Annotated in this window: 19 protein-coding genes; 15 read left to right on the top strand and 4 right to left on the bottom strand. The window is 64.3% G+C overall.

Going from position 1 to position 21,283, the window contains the following annotated elements; genetic code table 11:
- A partial coding sequence (locus DW178_RS11510; protein ID WP_286168514.1) for a hypothetical protein occupies window positions 1-194 on the bottom strand: 194 nt, incomplete at its 3' end.
- Window positions 195-392: 198 nt separating this feature from the next.
- Between DW178_RS11510 and glmS the strand changes: the two genes are divergently transcribed.
- Both glmS and acpS read left to right on the top strand, forming a co-directional pair.
- Complete coding sequence (gene glmS, locus DW178_RS04435) at window positions 393-2,231, top strand: glutamine--fructose-6-phosphate transaminase (isomerizing) (RefSeq protein WP_118349871.1); 1,839 nt, start codon at window positions 393-395, stop codon at window positions 2,229-2,231.
- Window positions 2,232-2,304: 73 nt separating this feature from the next.
- Entirely contained in the window at window positions 2,305-2,946 is a 642-nt protein-coding gene (gene acpS, locus DW178_RS04430) for a holo-ACP synthase (RefSeq protein ID WP_286168512.1), read from the top strand.
- Between the two features lie 831 nt (window positions 2,947-3,777).
- Here the strand turns inward: acpS and DW178_RS04425 are convergent.
- The gene (locus DW178_RS04425) at window positions 3,778-4,752 is read right to left on the bottom strand and encodes a putative endonuclease domain-containing protein (protein ID WP_158574052.1); all 975 of its coding nucleotides are present in this window, start codon (window positions 4,750-4,752) and stop codon (window positions 3,778-3,780) included.
- A 1,199-nt stretch (window positions 4,753-5,951) separates the two neighbouring features.
- Between DW178_RS04425 and DW178_RS04420 the strand changes: the two genes are divergently transcribed.
- Window positions 5,952-6,965, top strand: coding sequence for an ADP-dependent NAD(P)H-hydrate dehydratase (locus tag DW178_RS04420; protein WP_286168511.1), 1,014 nt, complete (start codon window positions 5,952-5,954; stop codon window positions 6,963-6,965).
- Between the two features lie 35 nt (window positions 6,966-7,000).
- Here the strand turns inward: DW178_RS04420 and DW178_RS11140 are convergent, their stop codons facing one another.
- Entirely contained in the window at window positions 7,001-7,435 is a 435-nt protein-coding gene (locus DW178_RS11140) for a hypothetical protein (RefSeq protein ID WP_147363807.1), read from the bottom strand.
- On the opposite strand from DW178_RS11140, the gene DW178_RS04415 reads away from it, so the two are divergent.
- The 12 genes from DW178_RS04415 to DW178_RS04360 all read left to right on the top strand — a co-directional run bounded on the left by DW178_RS04415 (window position 7,428) and on the right by DW178_RS04360 (window position 20,280).
- Window positions 7,428-8,012, top strand: a complete 585-nt coding sequence (locus tag DW178_RS04415; RefSeq protein ID WP_147363806.1) for a hypothetical protein — start codon at window positions 7,428-7,430, stop codon at window positions 8,010-8,012. The two genes, DW178_RS11140 and DW178_RS04415, sit on opposite strands and share 8 nt — an antisense overlap.
- A gap of 24 nt (window positions 8,013-8,036) precedes the next feature.
- Complete coding sequence (locus DW178_RS04410) at window positions 8,037-9,641, top strand: ATP-binding SpoIIE family protein phosphatase (RefSeq protein ID WP_147363805.1); 1,605 nt, start codon at window positions 8,037-8,039, stop codon at window positions 9,639-9,641.
- A gap of 30 nt (window positions 9,642-9,671) precedes the next feature.
- Window positions 9,672-9,974: an STAS domain-containing protein gene (locus tag DW178_RS04405; protein ID WP_114620192.1), complete on the top strand. Its 303-nt coding sequence runs from the start codon at window positions 9,672-9,674 to the stop codon at window positions 9,972-9,974.
- Between the two features lie 9 nt (window positions 9,975-9,983).
- Window positions 9,984-11,012 carry a GH3 family acyl-acid amido synthetase gene (locus DW178_RS04400; protein ID WP_118349867.1) on the top strand — a complete coding sequence of 343 codons (1,029 nt, stop codon included), beginning with the start codon at window positions 9,984-9,986 and terminating at the stop codon, window positions 11,010-11,012.
- Window positions 11,013-11,039: 27 nt separating this feature from the next.
- Entirely contained in the window at window positions 11,040-11,954 is a 915-nt protein-coding gene (locus tag DW178_RS11705) for a GH3 domain-containing protein (protein ID WP_118349866.1), read from the top strand.
- Complete coding sequence (locus DW178_RS04390; protein ID WP_502695382.1) at window positions 11,842-13,641, top strand: MATE family efflux transporter; 1,800 nt, start codon at window positions 11,842-11,844, stop codon at window positions 13,639-13,641. The genes DW178_RS11705 and DW178_RS04390 overlap by 113 nt, the downstream gene beginning before the upstream one ends.
- A gap of 280 nt (window positions 13,642-13,921) precedes the next feature.
- Window positions 13,922-14,839: a molybdate ABC transporter substrate-binding protein gene (locus DW178_RS04385; protein ID WP_118349864.1), complete on the top strand. Its 918-nt coding sequence runs from the start codon at window positions 13,922-13,924 to the stop codon at window positions 14,837-14,839.
- Between the two features lie 97 nt (window positions 14,840-14,936).
- Window positions 14,937-16,379 (top strand): molybdate ABC transporter permease subunit, encoded by a 1,443-nt coding sequence (gene modB, locus DW178_RS04380; protein WP_118349863.1) that lies wholly within the window; start codon window positions 14,937-14,939, stop codon window positions 16,377-16,379.
- A 3-nt stretch (window positions 16,380-16,382) separates the two neighbouring features.
- Window positions 16,383-17,507, top strand: a complete 1,125-nt coding sequence (locus DW178_RS04375) for a sulfate/molybdate ABC transporter ATP-binding protein (protein ID WP_118349862.1) — start codon at window positions 16,383-16,385, stop codon at window positions 17,505-17,507.
- Window positions 17,508-17,728: 221 nt separating this feature from the next.
- A complete protein-coding gene (gene moaA, locus DW178_RS04370) occupies window positions 17,729-18,745 on the top strand; it encodes a GTP 3',8-cyclase MoaA (protein ID WP_118349861.1) in 1,017 nt (338 codons plus the stop codon).
- 115 nt (window positions 18,746-18,860) lie between these two features.
- Entirely contained in the window at window positions 18,861-19,376 is a 516-nt protein-coding gene (moaC, locus tag DW178_RS04365) for a cyclic pyranopterin monophosphate synthase MoaC (protein WP_042432773.1), read from the top strand.
- The gene (locus DW178_RS04360) at window positions 19,369-20,280 is read left to right on the top strand and encodes a diacylglycerol/lipid kinase family protein (protein ID WP_118349860.1); all 912 of its coding nucleotides are present in this window, start codon (window positions 19,369-19,371) and stop codon (window positions 20,278-20,280) included. Before moaC ends, DW178_RS04360 begins: the two co-directional genes overlap by 8 nt.
- Before the next feature lie 194 nt (window positions 20,281-20,474).
- On the opposite strand, the gene DW178_RS04355 is transcribed toward DW178_RS04360, so the two are convergent.
- Entirely contained in the window at window positions 20,475-21,041 is a 567-nt protein-coding gene (locus DW178_RS04355) for a VanZ family protein (RefSeq protein ID WP_118349859.1), read from the bottom strand.
- Between the last annotated feature and the right edge of the window lie 242 nt (window positions 21,042-21,283).

The raw sequence follows: 21,283 nt of genomic DNA, 5'->3' as shown, positions 1-21,283 counted from the left end.
CCCCCCCCGACGTTGCGGGCCGCTGCGGCACCCCGTTTTCGCACGAGCCTGAAGGCTTGCGTGCCAAGGCACGCGGCGCCTTTGCGCTCCCGAGGATTCGGGGCGCCGCAGCGGCTCTCGTTGACTTTGCCGCTACCCGCGAGCGAGGCGAAGCTGGCGCTTTCGGGGAGGGGTGACGCTGCGTTGCCGTGCATGTGCTTGCTTGCTGCGAGCGGCACCGTGCGCGGGGCGAACGGCGTGCGCGCTAGAGATTGTCTGCAGCCTTGGCGCGCGCGCCGGACGCTGCCCTACCATGTACGCGATGAAAAGCCCGATCAGGCAGCTCGGCTTTGAGCGTTCGCGCCCGCCGTGCGGTGTCCTCGGGCCGCAACCTACCTGTGAGGAGCAATCGCATGTGCGGAATCGTCGGTTTCACGGGCACGCGCCCGGCGCAGGGCGTCCTAATCGAGGGCCTGTCGCGCCTTGAGTATCGCGGCTACGATAGCGCCGGAGTGGCCATCTACCAGGATGGCAAGCTTGAGGTGGTGCACCGCAAGGGCAAGGTTTCCAGCTTGGCCCATACGCTGGGGCACTTCGACTTCGAGGGCACGTGCGGCATCGGCCACACGCGTTGGGCCACGCACGGCCGCCCGAGCGAGGCCAACGCCCATCCGCACACCAGCTGCGACGGCCGCGTCGCCGTGGTGCACAACGGCATCATCGAGAACTTCGCCGACCTGCGCGAGGAGCTGCAAGCCGCGGGGCATTCCTTCACCAGCGACACCGACACCGAAGTGGTGCCGCATCTGATCGAGCAGGCGTTGCGCGACGGCGCGCCCGACCTGCTGTCCGCCGTTCGTGCCGCATGCGAGCGTTTGGTGGGCGCCTATGCGCTGGCCGTCGTGTCCGCCGACGAGCCGGGCACCATCGTGGCCACGCGCAAGGACTCCCCGCTGGTGGTGGGCCAGGGCGTGGAAGGCGCCTATGTTGCCAGCGACATCATCGCCATGATCGACGCCACGCGCGACGTGGTGGTCATGAACGATGGCGAGCTGGCCAAGCTCACGCCCGAGGGCGTGACGTACTACACCGCCGCCGGCCAGGTCATCGAAGATCCCCGGGTCACGCACGTTGACTGGAACCTCGACGTGGCCGAGAAGGGCGGATACCCCGACTTCATGCTCAAGGAGATCCACGAGCAGCCGCGCGTCATCCGCGACACGCTGGCGGGCCGTCTGGTGGGCGGTGCTCTTTCCATCGATGAGCTGGACCTTTCCGTTGAAGAGCTCAACCTCATCGACCGTGTTTACATCATCGCGTGCGGCACCAGCTACCATGCCGGCCTTATCGCGAAGAACCTCATCGAGGGCTGGGCGCGCATCCCCTGCGAGTGCGAGGTCGCAAGCGAGTTCCGCTATCGCAACCCCATCATCACGCCCACCACGCTCGTGGTGGCGGTGTCCCAGTCCGGCGAAACGGCCGACACGCTGGCGGCCATCCGCGACGCCCGCGTGAAGGGCGCGCGCGTGTTCGGCATCACCAACGTGGTCGGAAGCCCCGTGGCGCGGGAGTCCGACGGCGTCATCTACACGAAGGCCAACAAGGAGATCGCCGTGGCCTCCACGAAGTCGTTCCTGGGCCAAGTGGTCTCGCTCACGTTGCTTGCCATGCTGTTGGCGCAGGTCAAGGGCAAGTTGAAGATGAACCAGATCCGTCTGCTGTTCCGCGAGCTCGCCGACACCGCCGAGCAGGTCGAGCGCATCCTGGCCGAGTGCGGCCCGGCGGTCGAGGAGGCGGCGCAGGCGTGCAAGGATGCCCGCAGCGCGCTGTTCGTGGGCCGCGGCATGGGCGCGGCGGTCAGCCGCGAAGGCGCCCTCAAGCTCAAGGAGATCAGCTACCTGCACGCCGAGTCCTACCCGGCCGGCGAGATGAAGCACGGCCCCATCGCGCTGATCGACGAGGGCTTCCCCGTCATCGCCGTGGCGACGAAGAGCCCCGTCTACGACAAGCTGGTGTCCAACCTGCAGGAGAGCAAGGCGCGCGGCGCCATGGTGGTGGCCATCGCCACCGAGGGCGATGAGGAGATCCGCAAGCATGCCGATCACGTCATCTACATCCCGAAGGTGCGCGACGCGTTCTCGGCCATCACGGCCAGCGTGCCGCTGCAGCTGCTCGCACGCGCCATCGCCGTGGCCCGTGGCTGCGATGTCGATCAGCCGCGCAATCTGGCGAAAAGCGTGACGGTGGAGTAGGTTCGCGTACAATAAGGGCAACGTTGGTGCGGGCGCCGTTCGGGCGCCCGCCTGCTTTACAGGGAGGTCGCTTGTGGTCGAGGACGCGAAAGTAGCGGGCGAGGGCCGGCAGGACAGCGCATCGTCGCAGGTGGAAGCTGCGTTCGGTGCCGTCGAGGGGGCCGTGGGCCTGGGCGTTGACATCGTGGAGATCGAGCGTATGCGCAAGATCCTCAAGCGGTCCCCCGCGTTCGCGCGCAAGGTGTTCAGCGCCGAGGAGTGCCGCTATTGCGACGCCACCGCGCAGCCGGCCGTCCATTACGCCACGCGCTTCGCGGCGAAGGAGGCGGTGCTCAAGGCGTTGGGCACGGGCTTCTCCCAGGGCATCGGCGTGCGCGATGTGGAGGTTCGCCGAACGTCGAAGGGCCGACCGTACGCTGTGCTCACCGGGCGCGCCAAGCAGGTGGCGCAGGCGCTCGGCGTGCGGGAGCTGCCGCTTTCGCTGTCGTACACGCATACCGATGCGGTGGCGTGCGCCATGGCCATCACCGAGGGGTCGGTGCGCGCGCAGCAGGAGCGGCGAGACCCCATGGAGGAGCTGGCGCGCCAGTTCAAGGAGGCGCGCACCATGCTCGACGACCTGGATGCGGCAGAGCCCGCGCCCGCGCAGCCCCAGGTGCCCGATGCGCAATCGGCCATGGGCATGGTGCGCGATGCGCAGGGGGAGGCCGATTAGCGGCCACTCGACCCCATGGAGGAGCTGGCGCATCAGGCTCGATGACCGCTTCGCACAAGTTGAACGCTGGCGCGAAGCGGGGCGTATGCTGGTCGCGGGGTATGATTTGCGAAGAATCGCTCGTTTTGGTCCCAGCGGGACATAACGAGCGATTCTTCGCGTTTTCCGAGGCGCGGGATGGACAATTTGGACGGTGTTTCGTGCGAATGGGGGGTGCGGCGCGAATAATCGTTTCTTTTGGCCTACTCAATGGCGAAGAACCGTTCATTTTGGCTGCCGAGGGACAAAATGAACGGTTCTTGTCTGGGCGAATCTGCGAATCCGTCGCCCCGGCGTGTTCGTTCGCTTGTTGAGCAGGGATCGCTTGCTGCGGCAGTTTCGTTTTCGCGCTTGTGACGTTACTGTCTGGCAAGGTTAGATGGCGCACAATCTAGGCGCTCGTTTACCTGGGGAAAGTACGTGCGCTTGATGGTCGCAGCACATGGATGCCCGTTGGGTACGGCAGCGTCCTTGCCTGTCGGCTATGGCAGTGTCCTCGCCCGCTGGGTACGGCGGCGCCCTTGGCTGATGGGTGCGGCAGAGCCCTCGCCTGTCGGATTCGCTGCATCGACAAACTAGTTTGTCGAAAAGCTCGCTGTAGGCGACCTACGCTGTGCCGCGCGCGTCGAATGCGAAAGCGGCGTATGCACTTCGGCGGAAAGCGGAAAACCTCTTATAGTTTGCTTGCCTGGACTTGCGCGGAACCTCGTTCATGTGGGTTCTTCAAATCGGCGCTGGCTCGGCGTCCTCGCCCGCGATGGCGCTGGCGCGGCGATCTTGCCCGCAGCGGCGCTACTCGCTATAACGGGCGCTTTCCCAAATCGGTTGGCTGCTCAGACGCTTGCGAAGCTCGATTTGCCGACGGTCGTAGTGTTCGCTCCTCGGCCTGATGCGCGTTCCGAGAAGCCGCGCGACAGTTGCGCCGACCCTTTTGAATTCCGACCTGTCGCGAAACGTTTGGTTTCCCACGGTGATGACCGTGATTCCCAGGCTGAGCAGCGCATTTCTTCGTGCGGCATCCGAGGCGATGCGCTCGGATCCGGAGTGTTCGGCATCGCTGTCGTACTCAATGGCGAGCTTTGCTTGCTCCCAATAGAGGTCGCAAAGGAAATAGCTTCTATTGAGCGCCTTTTGCTCTGCTGCGTTGAGCGGGATGAAGCGGTTTAGCGAAGGCTGAGGGAGTCCCATTCCGCCGATTTTGCAGGGGAGCGTAAGGGCGAGCGCAACTTTCGTCTCGGCAGGTGACGCTGATCGGTCGAGCACGTGATCGAGCGCCCATCGTGCGGTTTTGATTCCGTTTGCCCCCTGGTTTTCGCAAACGATCGCGCCGAGCTTTTCGCGCGTGGTGATGGCATTGCGCTGAAAGAACCCTCCGCGTGCCTGGCGGTCGATGGAATACGTTGCGCACAATTCGCACCCTAAACGCACGGTATCGATCTTGTCGAGCGCAGCCGCCGATTGGACGAAGGCGAGTTCGGGAGAGCAAACGTAAATGTCATCTGCGATTCTATAGAGCGCCCGTGCTACGGGCGGGGACCAAACGTGGCAGCGGAAGCGCGTGCTGTTATGGAGCGGTTTCGTGGCAGCGATATGCAACGGGATGCTGGCGCACTGTTTTAGAAGCTGCTCAGCGCGGCGGCGGTCGTCGATGGTGGGGCCCGCGGACGGGAGTTCGGTTGCTGCATGGGCAGACGTGGCCTTGGGCTTGAGCGATTCGTGCGCAAGCCAGTACTCGATTGCTGAAATATGTGAGATCACAATGGTCATGCAATCTAAGGTATCAGAGTATTTCCCCAGGTAGATTGAGAATTTTGTGGTGTAAGGAATGGGGAAGGTTTTGGTAGGGATCAGGGAAGGAATCGGCAAGGCTTGCGTAAGGAATCGGCAAGGTTTGCGCAAGATAGTTGTGATATGGGTATGCGGACGTTTCTTCGGACCGGTTATGCAGCCAGCCCCAAGCTCCTGCGGTGTCGCGTTGGGCTCGGCCGGCCCCAGGCTCCTGCGGTGCGGCATCGGGCTCGGTCAGCCCAGCTTCCCCTTCGGCCTCCGCTCATTGTAATGCCTGAGGTAGGCGTTGAGAATGCGGCAGTACTCGGGAATCGTCACGCCGGACCAGTCCGATGGTGGTAGAACCCGATTCCCATTATCGGCGTTCTTGAGCCTGGCGAAAAAGCCCTCCATCGCCGAGATTGGTGACGGGAGCGTTGCTTGTTGAGAATGGGGTTGGCTGTCGGTGGGGTGCGGGATGCGAAAAAACGTCTGTTTTGGTCGCTGGCGGTCAAAACAGACGGTTTTTCGCGGTCTCGGAAGTGAGAAATGGACGATTTTGCCGGTTGTTCGCGTATGGGCTTTCCGGTAGCGCAAATAATCGCGTGTTTTGGCCCTGAGTCTGCGAAGAATCGTTTCTTTTGACCACGGCTGGACAAAATTGGCGATTCTTCGCAGCGGGAGCTCGCTGCTTGGCCCGGCTAATGCTCTGGGAACTCGCTGCTCGACTCGATTAGCACCCCGAAGTCCGCTGCTTGGCCCGGCTAATGCTCCGGAGTCCGGTTTTCGTCCCGGTGCGCGCGGGGGCCTGGCGTGCGATAGGGGGGGTCGACTCACCAGAACATGGTCGGCAGCGAACCCACCAGGTTTTCGTCCCGGTGCGCGCTGGCGGTCCTGGCGCGCGCGGGGGTCCCGGCGCGCGCCGGGGGTTCTGGCATGCGCTGCGGAGGTCCTGGCGTGTGTTGGGGGCCCGGCGCGCGCTGGCGGGCTCTGGCGCGCTGGGGGCTCTGGCTTTCCCTGGCGATTGACGCGGTCGCGCTTGTGCTTGGGGCGGTGTTGCGGTTTGCGCGTTGTCGCCGGGCTTCCTGTTTGCGGGGCTGTTCGCGGTGGCGAACGCCATGCTTTACTTCGCTCTTACGTGGTTGGAGTACACTAGGTGCGAACATATGCGTGCGTAGCGCTTGGCGAATGGAGGACGGATGCAGCGAGCGAAGAAGTATACGTTGGAGCAGGTGGCGGCATTGCTTCCGTGGCCTGACGACCTGGCGAATAAGTATTCGCGCGGCAAGTTGACGTTGATCGCCGGTTGCGCCGATTATCCAGGCGCCGCATGTCTTGCGGCGGTTGCCTCGCAGCGCATGGGCGCGGGGTATACCGAAGTTGCCTGCTCGCCCGAATCCGTTGCGGCGGTGCGCGCGGCAAGCCCGTCGCTTGTGGTGCGCGCGTGGGACGAGCTGGCGGCGTACGCGCAGCTTGATCCTGATGAACGGGGGAGCATCGCTGGCAGCCCTGCCGCGGTTCAGGCTGCGCCCGCAAGCTCGGACGGGCGGGCGGGCGCGTATCGCGCATGCCGATCGGGCCGTCCGGTGCATGCGGCGCCGCGCCCGAAAGCGCTTGGTCCCGTGGCGCCCCGTCATCCGCTGGCGTTCCTCGTCGGCAGCGGCTTCGATGCCGCAGATCCTCTTTCTGCCCAGCTGACCTGCACCGTTCTCGAGGGCGCGGCCGCTGCGGTGCTTGTCGACGGCGGCGGTCTTGACGCGCTGACCTCTCCCGAAGGCCGCCTGCTGCTGCGCCGCCGCTTCATCGACGGCTTGCCCACGGTCATCACGCCGCACGCGGGAGAGGCTGCGCGCCTTGCCGCTCCGCTGGCCCTGCCTACCGACGACCCGGCGCAGTTGGCGTTGCTGCTTTCGCAAGCTTATGGCGTGACCGCCATGGTGAAAGGCCCCGTTACCTATATATCTGACGGTGAAACCATCGTGCGCATGTCGGATGGAACCTCTGCCTTGGCAAAGGCGGGAACGGGCGATGTGCTTGCCGGCATGGCCGCGGCGCTGCTTGCGCAGGGCTTGGCCCCGGTAGACGCGTGCGTGCTTGCCGCGGCGCTGCACGCGCGGGCGGCGCGGGCGGCGGCAAAGCGCCTGACCAGCATTTGCGTAACCGCTGAAGACGTGGTGGCCGCCATTCCTGAGGCGATCGCCTCGTTGTCGTAGCGCCCTGCTGCGACAGGTGGGCGGGCTTGCGGATGCTATTGCGATCCGGCGAAGATCGGGCGAATGTGATCGCGTATCTGCAGCGCGCCTGCGAAGGGCTGGACATCCTGCCAGCTGCCGGGGGCTGCGGCTCTCGTGTCCACCGCATCGGCGGGCGTAGGCGGCTTGCCTTTTCGCTCGCGGCGGCTTCTCGGGCATTTGACGTTCGTTTCGCGGATGCCGCCTTTTACGCTGCATCTCGGTTTGTCTTCTTCTGCGCCAGTGACATTCGTTATAGTAAGGGCGAACGAATCTGGATGGCGTTTTAGCGAACGGATGCGGGAGGTGCGACACCATGGAATCGGATCGACCGGAACATAATGAAATGCCCGCAACCGCTGTTCGCGATGTCGGGAGACGCCGGTAGTTTCCGTTGCGTCAGAAGCCCCGCAGGCGCCATTGCGGCCTGGCTGGAAGCGGTCGTTGGGCATGTTCGTCGCCTGCTTCGTCGCGTACCTGGCGGTCCTTGAAGGCTTTCTGGTGGTCCCGCAGTTCAACGATATCGTGCAAATCCGCCCGGCGTCGGCGTTGGGGCCGGTGCTCGGGCTGTTCTTCGGCTTGCCGGGCGTTTTCGGTTGCGCGACGGCCAACCTGGTCTCGGATATCCTGCACGAAGGCGCCACGCCGTCCATGCTGGCGGGCTACTTCATGATACAGATCATGTACAACGGCCTGCCGCGCTGGGTGTGGTACCTTGTGAACGCGAGGAGCCCGCGCCCGTACCCGCGATTCGATTCGGCGTCGAAGACGGCGCTGTACATGGCGCTTGTCCTGGTGGACAGCGCGTGCGTGAACCTGGCCGTCTATCTGTTCGTCGGCGTGCCGCCCGAGTCGGGCCCGTCGTTCGCCGCGCGCGGCTTGAATAACGTGTGGATGCTGCTCTACATCGGCCTGCCCCTGCTTTACGCGCTCGAGCGCAGCCCGCTTATGCCCAACCCGCCGCGTTGGATCCACGTCCCGTACCGCAACATCAAGAAGGCGAACCTCACGCAGCGCTTCGTCATCTAGTTCGTTATCGCGTCGGCGTTGCTGATGCTTCTCGTTTCGGTCTTGGTCATCGCCTTCGCCTCCGGCGACGAGGAGAGCTTCCAGACCGTTGTGCACACCATGCTCCACGAGGCCGCCATCCTCATAGTGCCCATCTTCCTGCCCATGTTCGCGTTCCTGCACATCTTGGAGCGCCGCTTCACGCGCCCCATCGAAGTGCTCGCCCTCGACCAGCAGACCTTCATTGAGCGCATGGAATCCGATGTCGAGCAGGGCAGGCGCGACATGCGCATCGCGGTCGATGAGCGCGGCACGAAGCCTCGCTATGAGATCGCCGAGCTGTACGAGTCCACCAACAAGATGCGCCGCGACATGGTCGGCTTCATCGAGCGCCTGTACAGCGTCACGGCCGAGCGCCAGCGCACGGCCACCGAGCTCGACGTGGCCAGACAGATCCAGATGAGCGCCGTGCCGCACGACTTCGATTCGCTCACGGAACGCTTCGCGCTCGATATCGCCGGCTTCATGCGCCCGGCACGTGAGGTGGGCGGCGACTTCTACGACGTGTTCGAGGTGGGCGAGCGCGGCGTGGCCTTCGTCATCGGCGACGTGTCGGGCAAGGGCGTTCCCGCGGCGCTGTTCATGATGCGCGCGCAAAGCCTGCTGCGCCAGTACCTGTTGGAAACCGACGATCTTGGCACGGCGTTCACCCTGGCCAACCGTCAGCTGTGTGAGCGCAACGACGCCATGCTGTTCGTTACCGCGTTCGCATGCGTGGTGGACACGGCAACCGGCGAGGTGCGCTTCGCCAACGCCGGCCACAACCCGCCGGTGCTCAAGCAAAACGGCAAGCTCGGCTATCTTGCGTGTCGCCCGGGGCTGGTGCCCGGCGCTATGGACGTGGTGAAGTACCGCGAGGGAAGCTTCATGTGCAGCCCGGGCGACGGCCTGCTTTTGTACACCGACGGCGTGTCGGAAGCGGCAAACGCGGCTGAAGAACTGTACGGCGAGGAGCGCTTGCTGGAAACGCTGGCGCGAATCAATGCGTCGGGTGGGGAAGGTGTCCCCGTGGGCTCGGACATGCAAGCGCCGGACGTTGCGGCGGCTGCGAGCGCGGCGGCCGCATCTTCGGCCCAAACCGCTGTAAACTCCCTGGCGGCAAGCGTGGACGCCTTCGCAGGCGCAGCGCCGCAGGCTGACGACATCACCATGCTCGCCTTCCGCTGGAACCTTCCCGTGCAGCGCCTTACGCTGCCGGCCGACGATGCCGAGCTTGATAGCCTGTTCGCCTTCCTGGAGCCTATCTGCGAGGGCGAGGACCGCACGCCGAAGATGATGGCGCAGATGATGCTCGTCTGCGAGGAAGTCTTCGTCAACATCTGCCACTACGGGTTCCCCGATGGCCAGCCGCGCCTGCCGGTGGACATCGAGGCCGCCGTCGACGAGCGCGCGGGCTGCTTGCACCTCGTGTTCAGCGACCAGGGGATCGCCTACGACCCGCTTTCGCACAACGCGAAGAAGGTCGACCCCGCCGATGAGCAGCGCAAAGGCGGGCTGGGCATCCTGCTCATGCGCAAGTACATGGACGACTTGCGCTACACTCGCGCCGACGGGCGCAACATCTTGCGTATGACGAAGCGATTCGTTTAAATACGGGAAGCGTTCGAGAAAGAACCGCATATGGAGATCAAGGCAACGAAAAACGGCGACGCGCTCGAGGTGGCCCTGTCTGGGCGTTTGGACACGAACACGTCCCCGGATCTGGAGGGCTACCTGCGCGAGAACCTGGAAGGCGTCGCCAGCCTGGCCATCGACCTGGCCGACACCCAGTACGTTTCGAGCGCCGGTCTGCGCGTGTTCTTGTTCGCGCACAAGGAGCTGGCGAAGGTGGGAAGTGGCCTTACGCTGCGCCATCCCAACGAGTACATCGCCGACGTGCTCGATGCCACGGGTTTCACGGAAATTCTGACCGTCGAACAGTAGGGGGCTGCTATGGCGCATGACGAAAAGATCTCGGAACTGACCGGCAACGACGCGCATCACGAGCAGCCCGCATCGGCGAGCGCGCCCGCGCAGATGCCCGATGTGGCAACCCTGCGCGCCATGATGCACGAACGCCGATACGCGGCAGGTAAGGCGCTCGAGCAGCAGCTTGAGGCCGACGTGCTGCATGCACGCGAGGTGCAGGAAGAACTGCTCTTCGAGATGATAGAGGCGAACAAGGACACGCCGTTCGGCCGCGATCACGGCTTTGCCGACATCAAGACGGTCGAGGACTTCAAGCGCACCGTTCCCTTCACCAGCTACGACGATTACGCCGGCTATATCTACGAGGTGATGGAGCGCGGCACGCGCGGTGTGGTGACCACCGAGGAAATCGTGCACTTCAATGAAACCTCGGGCGCCATGGGCAATCCCAAGGGCATCTCCTACACCAAGCGCATGGCGGAGATCCTCATGGGCTATTCGGGCGCGTACACGTATTACCGCAGCTACGTGGGCGCGGGCGAGGGCCTGGCCGGCGGTCGTATGCTCACGCTTATCGAAAGCCACTACAACACGCTGAAGAGCGGCATTTCATTCGGGTCGCTGTCGTGCAAGGCCATCGCCGACGCCCGCCCGTATCTTGCGGCGACCACTACCAGCCCCGACGAGGCCGTGTTCACTAAACCCGGCACCGACACGCGCTATCTGCATGCGCGCTTCGCCATCGAAGAGCGCGACATCCGCGACATATCATCGGTGTTCATCACCGGCGTGCTCGACCTTATGCGCTACGTCGAGGACAACTGGGAGCTGCTCGTGCGCGACATCGAGCAGGGAACTATCGACGCGTCCATCCAGATGCCGGCCGACGTGCGTGCCGGTTTGGGAGCGTGCATCGAGCCCAACCCCGAGCGCGCTGCCGAGCTGCGCGCCATCTTCGAGCGCGGCTTTGACGAGCCCATCACGCCGGCCATGTGGCCGAACCTGCTGGTCGTCCGCAGCGTTGCCGGCGGCGGTTTCGCGCCCTACACGTAGCGTCTGCGCCGCTTCATCGGCGACGACGTGCACATCCTCTACACCGGCTACAGCGCTTCGGAAGGCGCGTTCTCTGTGCCGTTTGAGCTGGACGACCCTTCGAGCGTGCTGCTGCCGCGCAGCGTGTACTTCGAGTTCGTGCCCGTCGACGACCCCGACTACGACCACACGCTCGGCGTTGAAGATCTGCAAGAGGGCCACGACTACGAGGTCATCATCACGAGCCGTTCGGGCTTCTACCGCTACAAGATGCGCGACGCCATCCGCTGCGTAGGCCACAAGGGAACCATGCCCACGATGGAGTTCCTGTTCCGCCTCGACCAGACGGTGAACATGCATGGCGAGAAGACCACGGAGCTTGTGCTGCGCAAGGTGGCCGACAAGGTGGCTGCGCGCGCAGGGCTCGACCTCGTGGATTTCAGCGTGCACCCCAACGTCGACCATCATCCGGCGCGTTATGAGTACCTGCTCGAGTTTTACCATGCCGATCATGCGGCCATCGACCTGGCGGAATTGTCGCGCATCGCATGGCACCTGGTTCGACGGAGACGGCACGTTCGCCCCGGCCACCGCGCGCGTGCTGCAGGACGAGACCAACCAGCTGTGGCGCGATATGCGCGTCATGCACGGCAAGGCCCCGAACCAGATCAAACCGGTGCACATCGTGGACACCGAGCAGAAGCGGCGCTTCTGCTTCGCGCTCATCGACGGGGAAATCGAAGGGTAGGGAGCCATGGGGGCGCAAACCGAGAACAGCGAGCTGATCAAGCGGACGTTCGGCAAGTATCTGGCCATGTCCATCCTCATCACCCTGTCGGCAACGCTCGGCATGATGATCGACAACGTGATCGCCGGCAACTTGCTGGGGTCGGGCGCGGTGGCGGCCATCGGCATGTCGCTTTCCGTGTTCATGCTGTTCTCGGGGTGCGCCGGCATCCTTGAAACGGGCGCGGTGGCCCTGTGCGCCCGGGCGCTGGGCAACCGCGACGCCGATAGGGTGAACGTGCTGTTCAGCGTGTCGCTTGCCGTGGCGCTTGCGGTGGGCGCGGCGCTGTCGGCGGGCGGCGTGGCCGGCGCCGACGTGTTGGCGACCATGCTCGGCGCCGCATCGGGCGAGCTGCACGCCGACACCGCGGCGTATTTGAGCGGCATCTGCTCCGGCGCGTTCGCCATCGTGCTGCTGCAGCTGCTCATGGGGTTCACGCGCCTGGACAACGCGCCTCAGCTGGGCATCGTGGCCATCGTCGGCATGAGCGCGTGCGACGTGGCATTCAATCTGGTGGCGGTTTGCGTGCTTGATCTGGGGCTTCGCGGTATGGGCCTGGCCACGGCGCTGGCGTATTGCGTGGCCGTGGGCATCTGCTGCACGCATTTTCCCAGCAAGCACAACACGCTGCATCTGGTGAACCCCGTGCCGCATGCGGGGCAGCTTGCCGGCGTGCTGAAGACGGGCTTGCCCGATTCGCTTACCCGCGCCACCGTCATGGTGCGCACGTTCACGTTCGACTGGCTGCTGCTGACGGTGGCGAGCGCCGGCGCGGTCGCGGCCTTGTCCATGCTGTCGTCGGTGAACTCGTTCGCGTCATCGGTGACCATCGGCGTGGGGCAGACGGCCACCCTTCTGTGCGGCATCTTCTTCGGCGAAGAGGACCGCGGCGCGCTGAAGGGGACGCTGCGAACGGGTATGCGCATGGGGCTGGTGCTGTCGTGCGCTTTGTGCGCGGCGGTGTTCGCGTTCGCGCCCCAGGTCGTGGGGCTGTTCGGCCTAGAGGGCGACGCCGAGGCGTTCGGCGTGGTCGCCGTGCGGGCGTTCATCCTGTGCGTGCCCATCGACCTGATCAACCAGCTGTTCGTGAACTACTACCAGGGCACGGGCAACGTGCGCGCCGCAAGCGCCATCGCCGTGGGGCAGTCGGGCCTGTTCGCCGTGCTGTTCGCGTTGGGGACGGTATGGTTCTGGGGTGCGACGGCGGTGTGGACGTCGTTTCTGGTGGGAGAGGTCGTCACGCTGGCGTTGCAGCTGGTCGTGGCCAGCGTGCTGTGGAGGCGCAGGGTGGCGAAGGGGGCTGCGGCGGGCGCGGCTGAGGTCGCTGCCAACGAGTCGGCTGCGCCCGCGATCGCCGGTGATCGCGACGGCATCGCGGCGGGCGGCGCCGTCGTCGACAAGGCGACCTTGCTCGACAAGATGATGTACCTGCCCGAAACCTTCCAGGCAGACTGGCGGGCGTTCGCCTCGTTCGCCTGCGCACCGATGTCCGAGGCGGTCGTGGCGTGCTCGCAACAGGTGGCGGCGTGGTGCGAAAGCCACGGCATGGACGGGCGGCGCAGCTACCTCGTGCCGCTTGCGGTCGAGGAAATGGCTGCCAACGCCGTTGAGCACGGGTTTGCGAAGACGAAGCACCCGGTCGTCGACGTGAAGCTCATCTTGAAGCGCGACGGCACGCTGGTGCTGCGCATGCGCGACAACGGCGCGGCGTTCAATCCGATGGACCTGGACCTTTCCGCTGCCGATCCCTGCTCGGCGGTGGGCATTCGGATGCTTCGCCAAGGCGTGCGAGAGGTGGAGTACCAGAACACGGTGGGGCTCAACAACGTAGTGGTGACGCTGCCGGCGCCTTCGGGAGCGTGACCTGGCCTTTTGCAAGCCTTATCGTGTGCGGCGCGCTTCCGATGAGTGCGAGGCCCCGTATCTGACATGCGGCTCCATCAATGCCGGCGTCCTACCGTGGGATGCCGGCATTTTTTTCGCAAATCACGTTTTGGAATGTTTCGAAAACGGAATAATTCACGAAAATGGATTATTGTCGATTGACTAACATACGAGGGTGAGAATAATATACCAATCAGCAACGAATTGTTCGCCGTTGCGTACAAAAAGGGGTAATCTCATCGCAAAGGAAAGGGAAGACATGAAGAAGCAACTTCGCATCGTGGTCGCGGCCGTATGCGCGTTCGCGATGGTGGGCGCCTTCGCTCTGACCGGCTGCTCGTCCAACGGCGGCTCCACCGAGCAGAAGAACGATTCTGCCGCCGAACAGTCCGCCGACAACAACAAGGAGCAGGTCGAGCTGCAGGTGTTCGCGGCAAACTCCCTGTCCAAGGCCATGGAAGAGGTCCAGGCCGCCTATATCGCCGACGGTCATGACAACGTCTCCTTCGCCGACACGCAGTACAAGGCCTCCGGCGAGCTCAACGAGATGCTGGGCGCCGGCTCCTACGCCGACCTGCTGATCAGCGCCTCGAAGGGCTCCATGGACACCGCCGTTGAGAAGGGCTATGTCGACTCCTCCACCCGCGTCGACATGTTCAAGAACGACCTGGTCATGGTCTCCAAGGAAGGTGCCGACATCAAGGACGTCACCCTTGACGACATCGCTGCCGGCAAGTACTCCATCTGCGTGGGCGACGACTCCGTGCCCGCCGGCAACTATGCCGCCCAGTCCCTGTCCACGGTAGGCGTGTACGCCCCCGCCGCTGCCGACGAGGGCAAGACCGGCAAGGACATCTCCGGCAAGGGCGGCAGCTACCAGGCCTTCGTCGATGCCGGCCACAAGGTGGTCACCGACACCTCCGTGGGCAACGTGTGCAAGCATGCCCAGTCCGGCGATGTCGACGTCGCCTTCGTGTACACCTCCGACGTGTACCGCTTCGGTGGCGTGCAGATCGTCGGCACCGTGCCTGCCAACACGCACAAGAACATCGTGTACCCCGGCGCCGTCACCTCCGAGAGCAAGAACGCTGCCGCTACCCAGGAGTTCCTGGATTGGTGTCTGAGCAGCGACAAGGCCCAGGAGATCTGGCAGAAGTGGGGCTTCGAGCTGGCGTAAGCGCCGCGCTTGGAACCGCATAGCAGATAAGCGAACCAAGCAAGGGGATGGGGACGATTCGACCCCCATCCCCTTACCGCGTCCAAGGACGGGATATATGACGAAACAGGGAAAACGTGCGAAAAGGCTTATCGCAAGCCTTGCTGTTACGGCGGCGCTGGCGCTGTGCGTGCCGGCCGCGGCGCTTGCCGACGACGCGCTGGGCGATGTCGATACGCCCGCGGTAACCGCGAAGCCGGCCGCCGCCTCTTCGGATGCCGATGCGCAAACCGCAGGCGATGTGGACACGTCGGCGGTGCAGGTGTCCAAGGAAGGCGACGCGGCAGCGCTTGAGGGCAGCAGTTTTGCGATAAGCGATTTCTCGCGCGCTCAGAAAGGCTCCAACCGCAGCATCGACGGCGAGTATCGCGGCTATGCGTACCTTATCGGCCAAGGGGTCGGGCAGGCGGCGCAGTTGATAGCGGTGAACGACCAGGTGGTGGCCTACATCCCGCCTGCCATGGCCCAGCAGCTTTCGCTCGACCTTGAGGATGCGCAGGCGCAAACGCAGCTCAAGCAGCTGTTTTGCGCGCTCGATGCGGGCCAGTCATCGGGTTCGGTGCCCCTAAGCGGCATCTCGGCCTGGCATTTCACTTCGCAGCAAACCTATGACCTGGGTGCCGTGCGCTTGATGTTCGACCAGGAGATCTCGGGCAAGGCATACGTGCTGGCCATCGGGGTGGACGGCAGCGACATCACCGACAGCGAGAACGCGGACTACGCCAAGCCCTCGTTCGCCGACTTCGGCGTTATCGCGCCCGCCGACCAGGTGAGCATCATCGCCAAGCCCACGGGCTTGGCCGCGGCGGGCGAGTTTTTGCAGAACCTGGATTGGAGCCCGCTGTGGGTGAGCCTGCGCACCACGGGCATCGCCATCGTGTTCATCGTCATCCTGGGCCTGTTGGCGGCGTACTTCTGCCTGAACCTCAGCTCGCGTGCGAAAAGCATCTTCGACGCCATCTTCACCATTCCCATGGTGCTGCCGCCTACCGTGTGCGGCTTCATCCTGTTGTTCGCGTGCGGCTCGAACACGGCGTTCGGCAGGTTCTGGATAGAAACGGGCTTCCCGTTCATCTTCAGCCCCGCGGCGTGCGTCATCGCTGCGGTGGTGGTTGCGTTCCCCCTTATGTACCGCAACGCGCTCGGCGCGTTCGAAAGCCTTGACCGCAATATGCTCGATGCCGCCCGCACGCTGGGATGGAGCAACGCGAAGATCTTCGTGCGCCTGATGCTGCCGCTGTCGTGGTCGAGCATCGCGGCCGGCATGGTGCTGGCGTTCGCGCGCGCCTTGGGCGAGTTCGGCGCCACGCTGTTCATGGCGGGCAACTACGTGGGCATCACGCGCACCATCCCCATCGCCATCTACTTCGAGTGGATGAACGGCAACAGCGACGTCGCCTGGTTCTGGACGGGCGTCATCATCGTGTTCTCCCTGGTGGTTATCGTGTTCATCAACCTATGGAGCGGGCACACCACCAAGTATCGCAAGCGTTCGGAGTAAACCATGAGCCTTGAAGTAGACATCGAGAAGAAGTTCAAAGGGTTCCAGCTGCGGGCACGGTTCTCGGCAGGGGACGAGACGCTGGGGCTGTTGGGCGCGTCGGGGTGCGGCAAAAGCCTGACCATGCGCTCCATCGCCGGCATCGAGCGTCCGGATTCGGGCAAGATCGTGGTCAACGGCAAGATGTTCTTCGACCGCGCGCCTGGCAAGAAGGCGCGCGTGGACCTTACGCCGCAGCAGCGCAAAACCGCCCTGCTGTTCCAGAACTACATGCTGTTCCCCAACCTGACCGTGGCGCAGAACGTGGCGGCCGGCATCGCCAAGGACGTGTCGCCGGCCGATCGCGACGCCATGGTGCAGGCCGAGCTCAAGCGCTTCGGCCTGTCGGGCTTCGAGAAGCGCTATCCCGTGCAGCTCTCCGGCGGCCAGCAGCAGCGCGTGGCGCTCGCGCGCATGCTCGCGGCGCGTCCGGGCATCCTCATGCTCGACGAGCCGTTCTCCGCGCTCGACGCGCACCTGAAAAGCGTGCTCGAGCAGAACCTGGTCAGCCTGTTCGATGCGTTCCGCGGCACCATCCTGTACGTGTCGCACGACATCGACGAGGCGCTGCGCTTCTGCGATCGCATCGCCGTGGTGGAATCGGGCCACATCATGGAGATGGGCACGGGGGATGATTTGGTGAACCGCCCGCAAAGCCAGGCCGGCATCAAGCTGTCGGGCTGCAAGAACGCCACGCAGGCGCAGCGCCGCGGGCCGCGCACGGTGTGGCTGCCGAAGTGGGGCGTGCAGGTGGAGACGGCCTCCGAGGTGCCCGAGGGCGTGAAGTGCCTGGGTGTGCGCGCATTTTACCTGGAACGCGTCGATGGCCCGGGCCGCAACTGCTTCCGTATGCGCGTGGACCGCGTGAGCGACTCGCGATTCGAGCGCACGGCGTTGCTGGGCTTTCTGGACCGCAGCCCCGAGGCGGCGCCTGCGGTGGAGCGCACCGAGGACGAGATGAAGTACCTGCATCAGCACCTGTTCTGGCGCGTCGACAAGCTGAAGACGGACGCCTCGCTTCTGCCGCATGAGGGCGAGGAGCTGTGGATCCGCATCCCTGATGACAAGCTGTACCTGGTGCAACGCTAATTCCGGCGTGCTTGGCTGCGGTCGGGCGCGTTTCGGTTCGGGGCAACGCCGCGGGCGCTTCGGCTTGAAGACGTCGCCAAGCCCGGCGTTGGCAGCCGCCGCCGCGATGCAAGAAGTATCCGGCGAACGGGTTTGCTGGTTCGGTGGGGCAATTGCTACCGAGCCGGATGCATTCGCCTCGCCCGTGGTACACTGGGGATTCTGAAACGAGAGGGGACCTCATGAAGGACGGACACGGCCGCACCATCGATTACCTGCGTATATCGTTGACGGACCGTTGCAACTACCGTTGCATCTACTGCATGCCGGAAGAGGGCGTGCAGTCCATGTGCCATACCGACATCCTGCGCATCGAGGAGATCGCGCACGTGGTTCGCGTGTTCTCGAACCTGGGCATCAAAAGCGTGCGCTTGACCGGCGGCGAGCCGCTGGTGCGCAAGGGCGTGGTCGACCTGGTGCGCGATATCAACGACATGCCCGGTATCAATAACATCTCGCTCACCACCAACGGCATGCTGCTGCCGCGCATGGCCGACCAGTTGCGCCAGGCGGGGCTTTCCCGCGTGAACATCTCGCTCGACACGCTCGACGCCGAGCAGTTCCATGCCATCACGCGCCGCGGGTACCTGCAGGAGGCCCTCGACGGCATCGATGCCGCGCTGGCAGCCGGGTTCAACCCCGTGAAGATCAACGCGGTCGCGGTGCGCCAGCTGCATCAGGATTACCTGGCCTTCGCGAAGCTTTCCATCGACCGCCCGCTGCATGTCCGCTTCATCGAGTACATGCCCGTGGGCGAAAGCTCGGGGTCCAACGGCTGCGGCTGGGGCCCCGACGATGTGATCAGCTGCGAGGAGCTGTTCGAGAACATCAACCGCCAGGGCCGTGCCGAAGGCCTGCCCGAGTTGGTGCCCGCAGGCAAGCACCAGCCGCTCGGCTGGGGGCCCGCGCGCTACTTCGAGTTCCCCGGTGCGAAGGGCACTGTCGGCTTCATCAGCCCTATGAGCAGGCATTTCTGCGGCGAATGCAATCGCATGCGCCTTACGGCCGACGGAAAGCTGCGCCCGTGCCTGTTCAGCGACCGAGAATACGACATCCGCGGCATCTTGCGCAGCGGCAAGCCCGAAGAGCAGGTCGACCGGGATTTGGCGGACGTGTTCCGCACCGCCATCGGCGCGAAGCCCGACGATCACGACGACATCACCGGCACCGAACGCCGCATGTCCCAAATAGGCGGCTAATCGGTTTCGTTTGCCTGTCGGCAAACGAATTTACTCGACGTTGCGGCTGGCTTTGGTGGGGTCCCGGAGGTTTTAAAATCTCTTTCGAGAGGTTTCATTTTTAAGGAGAGCGAATATGACTGAGCAGCAGCATTTGACGCATATCGATGAGAAGGGCGATGTGCGCATGGTCGATGTGTCCGAGAAGGACATCACCAAGCGCGTGGCCGTGGCGGAGGGTTTCATCAGCATGCACCCCGACACGCTGGCGCTTATCGTGGAGGGCAAGGCGGCGAAGGGCGACGTGCTGGCATGCGCGCGCGTGGCGGGCGTCATGGCCGCAAAGCAGACGAGCACGCTCATCCCCATGTGCCATCCGCTCAACATCACGAAGGCGAAGGTGGAGTGCGAGCCGGTGCATGCAGGCGAGCGCGAAGACGGCCGCGTGGGCATCCATGTGACCACCACCACGGGCGTCACGGGCAAGACCGGCATCGAGATGGAGGCGCTCACCGCCGCAAGCGTGGCGTGCCTGACCATCTACGACATGTGCAAGGCGGTCGATCGCGGCATGGAGATCATGGACGTGCGCCTGCTGTTGAAGGACGGCGGCAAGACCGGCCTGTGGACCCGCGAGGAGCAGGGTGAATAGCTCCCTCGGGCATATTCTTTTGGTTGCGAACCCGGCTGCTCAGAGCGGAGCGGGGGCCGCTGCCGCCGATAAGGCGGCGGCGAACCTGCGCGCGGCGCTTGGCGAGGATGCGGTCACCGTGGTGCGCACGGCGGGTCCCCGCCATGCGTGCGCCATCGCCGAGGGCGCGCAGGGCGCGCGGACGGTGGTGGCCCTCGGCGGCGACGGCCTTATCCATGAGGTGGTGAACGGCCTCATGGCGCGCCCGGCTGGCGATCGCCCGCAGCTCGGCGTCATCCCCGTGGGTTCCGGCAACGATTACGCGCGAACGCTGGGAGTGCCGGCGAAGGTCGATCGCGCATGCGATCTGCTGCTGTCGGCAAGCTCTCAGCCTGCCGACATCGGCTGCGTGAACGGGAGCTTCTTCGCCGAAACGCTGTCGTTCGGCTTGGATGCCGCCATCGCGCTCGACACCATGGAGCGCCGCAAGCGCACGGGCAGGCATGGTGCGGCGCTGTACATGGCAAGCGGTTTCGATCAGCTGTTCCATCACCTTGACCAGCGCGAATACCGTCTGCAGCTTGACGACGGCCCTGTGATGGAGGGCAAGTCCATCACGTTCGCGGTGCAGATGGGCCCCTATTACGGCGGCGGGTTCCGCATCTGCCCCGGCGCCCGGCTTGACGATGGGCTGCTCGATGTGTGCATCAGCCATCCGCCCATCACGCCTGCAGGTGCGGCGGCCATCTTTCTGATGGTCAAGGGCGGCAACCACACGCGCCTTGGGTGCATGGAGCTGCATCAGGCGCGCAAGGTCCACGTGGAGTTCGACGAGCCGCCCGCGGCGCAGGTCGACGGCGAGCGCATCGAAGCTCGAACGTTCGATGCAGAGGCGTTACCCGCGGCTTTGCAGGTGCTGCGCTAGTTCTCGTCATGGCGGCGTTCGCCTTCAGATGCGAAGTCGCGAGGTCATGCGGTTTGCGGTTGCACGGTGGTCGGTAGTTGCGCTCCGTCTTGGAGCGGGCGGCGCAGGTCCCGTGAATCGTAGCTGCGCATTGATTTCAACCCTGAATGCACGACGACCCGGAATCGTTCGATCCCGGGTCGTTTCGTTTCGCATTACCTTCTTGCCCGCAGCGCCTTGAGCACCAGGTAGCAGATGAGCGCGCCAAGGGCGGCGGCTATGGTGTCCACAAGCCAATCCATGGGGTCGCAGCTGCGGCCGGGGGTGAATATCTGGTGGAACTCATCGGTGACGCCGTACAGGCTTGACAGTGCTGCGGCGACGATGGGCGCCCACTTCGACAGCGCGTCGATGGGTTTGGCAACCAGTAGCGCGCCGGCGGGTCCTTGCGGCTTCAAGTGGAAGCGCAGCGCGTTGCACAGCGCTGCGCCGAGCATCAGGTATTCGCTGAAGTGCCCGACGGGGCTTACATCCACTTCGTGCCCGAACAGGGCGGCGGCTTGCGCGGACAGCCATTGCTTGATCGCGGAGAAGATACCGGTGTTGTTATCGATGTCGATACCGCTGCGGCTGGACATGAAGAAGATGAGCGCTAGCATGGCGACAACGGCGATCCAGGAGATAATGCACGCGGTGCTGCGCTGGATTTTGCCAGTGACCTGCGGATTGTTAGGAGTCGAAGCGTTGTTTGCCGTGATTTGGGAAGCGTTTTCGTTAGTCATAATGCATCTCAGTCTAGCAAAAACGTCCCCGCGCGCCGGGGGCGTGCGGGGACGTTCACGAAAGGTGCGGGGGCCAAGGCGCCGCTTTCGCAGGTTTCGCTAGACAGCCGTTTCGTGAGCACGGTTCAAACGCAATCAAAGCTATGCTCACATACAAAAGAGACAATGGATATGCAGCGCACCCCTGGTAAGAGCGGAAGGGGGGCGTTGGCGCCAGGCGCACCGATGCCCCCTGGCTCCTG

Source organism: Eggerthella sp. AM16-19 (assembly GCF_003474385.1).
Classification (GTDB): domain Bacteria; phylum Actinomycetota; class Coriobacteriia; order Coriobacteriales; family Eggerthellaceae; genus Senegalimassilia.
Note: the sequence above shows the minus strand (reverse complement) of the source record. Positions and strands in the feature narration are given on the sequence as shown.